Source organism: Streptomyces sp. GC420, from assembly GCF_009916105.1.
Classification (GTDB): Bacteria; Actinomycetota; Actinomycetes; order Streptomycetales; family Streptomycetaceae; genus Streptomyces.
Genome location: NZ_JAAAXQ010000659.1, coordinates 1 through 2,403, shown reverse-complemented (window position 1 = coordinate 2,403; position 2,403 = coordinate 1). Strand labels below are relative to the sequence as shown.

At 75.4% G+C, this 2,403-nt stretch carries 1 protein-coding gene; it reads right to left on the bottom strand.

Features of this window, described 5'->3' with window-relative positions; translation table 11 throughout:
• Positions 1-2,200: FAD-binding and (Fe-S)-binding domain-containing protein (locus tag GUY61_RS37500; RefSeq protein ID WP_166634756.1), on the bottom strand; the 2,200-nt coding region annotated here is incomplete at its 3' end.
• Positions 2,201-2,403: the final 203 nt, after the last annotated feature.

Sequence of the window (2,403 nt, the reverse complement as noted above, 5' to 3'; positions counted from 1 at the left end):
GGGCGGGCGCGGGCCCGGCAGCGGAGCCGGACGACGCCCGAGCAGGGCCCGGAGCAGGGGCGGGTGCGGCGGCCGGCCGCGGGCCGCCCGAGGCGGTCCGCCGGCGCCACCAGCGGGTGAACGGCTCCGGCGCCAGTTCCGGGATCGGGCGTTCCGGCGCGATGCCGCCCAGTCGCTTCGCGACGGCGGCGAGCGGCCGGACGCGTGCCAGGGCGTTCAGCGGCCCGGCCGCCCGCAGGGCGGCGGCCAGGCGGAGCCAGCGCGGCAGGGCGCCCATGGAGTAGTGGGCGGCGGGCCGCAGGCGTCCGGCGTAGTGGTGGTGGAGGAACTCCGCCTTGTACGTCGCCATGTCGACGCCGACCGGGCAGTCGGAGCGGCAGCCCTTGCACGACAGGCACAGGTCGAGGGCGTCCCTGACCTCCTCGGAGCGCCAGCCGTCCGTCACGATCTCGCCGGCCAGCATCTCGTGCAGGAGCCGGGCGCGGCCCCGCGTCGAGTGGCGCTCCTCTCCGGTGGCCCGGTAGGAGGGGCACATGACGCCCGCGCTCCCGGCCGGGTTGCGGCACTTGGCGACGCCGACGCAGCGGCGTACCGCGGCGGAGAAGTCACCGCCGTCGTGCGGGTAGGAGAAGGCGACGGGCACCGGTGCGGTCGGCAGGACGTCGAAGCGGAGGTTCTCGTCGAGGCGGGCCGGGCGGGCGAGCATGCCGGGGTTGAGGCCGCCGTCCGGGTCCCAGAGGTCCTTGGCGCGGGAGAAGAGGGAGACGAGCTCGTCCCCGTACATCCGGGGCAGGAGTTCGGCGCGCGCCTGGCCGTCCCCGTGCTCGCCGGAGAGCGAACCGCCGTAGGACACCACGAGGTCGGCCAGGTCGTGCGAGAACTCCCGGAATCGCCCGATCCCGTGACGGCTCATCAGGTCGAAGTCGATACGGACGTGGATGCAGCCCTCGCCGAAGTGCCCGTACGGGGTGCCCTGCAGGCCGTACGACCCGAGGAGCGCGCGGAAGTCCCGCAGGTACGCCCCCAGGGAGGCGGGCGGGACCGCGCAGTCCTCCCAGCCCGGCCAGGCCTCGCTGCCGTCGGGCATCCGGGTCGACGTGCCGGCCGCGTCCTCCCGGATGCGCCACAGCTGGCGCTGCTCGCGCGGGTCGGTGACGACCGTGCCGTCGAGGGTGTCCGCGCCGCGCAGGATCTCCCGCGCCCGGGCGCGCGCCTCCCCCTCGCCGGAGCCGCCGGTCTCGACGAACAGCCAGGCACCGCCCCTGGGCAGGCCCGCGGCGCCCCGCACCAGGTCCTCGGCCATGCCCTCCACGGTGAGCGGCCGGTACGCCAGCAGGCCCGCCGCGGCCTGCGCGGCCGCGGTCTCGTCGGCGTACCCGAGCACGGCGAGGGCGCGTGCCGCCGGCACCTCGACCAGCCGCACCTCGGCCTCGCTCACCACGGCCCAGGTGCCCTCGCTGCCGCAGTGGGCCCGCGCCACGTCGGCGCCGTTCTCGGGCAGCAGCGCGTCGAGGGCGTAGCCGGAGATGCGGCGGGGCAGGCCCCGCGGGTAGCCGGTGCGCAGCGTCGCGAGATGGGCGCCGACCAGTTCGCGCAGCCCTTCGGGCGCGCCGAGCCAGTCCCGGCCGAGCCGGGAGACGGCACCCCCGTAGCTCAGCACCTCCAGTGAGCGCACCTGGTCGGCGGTGGTGCCCCACGCCACGGAGTGCGCTCCGCAGGAGTTGTTGCCGATCATGCCGCCGAGCGTGCAGCGGCTGTGCGTGGACGGGTCGGGGCCGAAGGCGAGGCCGTACGGGCGGGCCCGCGCCTGGAGGGTGTCCAGTACCGCCCCCGGCTGGACGACGGCGGTGCGCGTCACCGGGTCGAGCGACAGCACGCGGTTCATGTGCCGGGTGAGGTCGAGCACCACGCCCGTCCCGGTGGCCTGCCCGGCGATCGACGTACCGCCGCCGCGCGGCACGACGGGCACGCCGTGCTCCCGGCACACGGCGAGGGCCGCGGCCAGGTCCTCGGTGTCCCGCGGTGCGACCACGCCGAGCGGCACCCGGCGGTAGTTGGAGGCGTCCATGGTGGTGAGGGCCCTGGCGGCGGCCCCGAAGTCGACCTCTCCGCGCACGGCGGCGGTCAGCGCCCGCGCCAGGTCCCCGGTGCCGCGGCCGCGGCTGCCACCCGTGTCCGATTCCCGCCGTCGCTCAGCCATGATCCCAGAATGCCCCGCTCGCCGGGGGAGGGCGAGAACACCTCCGGGTGCCCGTTTTTACCGGGAGATAACCCGGGTCTTTTCGATTACGCCCCAGAGCGACCGTCAACTTTCATATAGTGACCATGACTTGTGCGGAAAACGCTTCCGCCTTGACCGAAAATCGCCCAGATCGACCCCGTACCGCCCCACCCGAGTCAGAC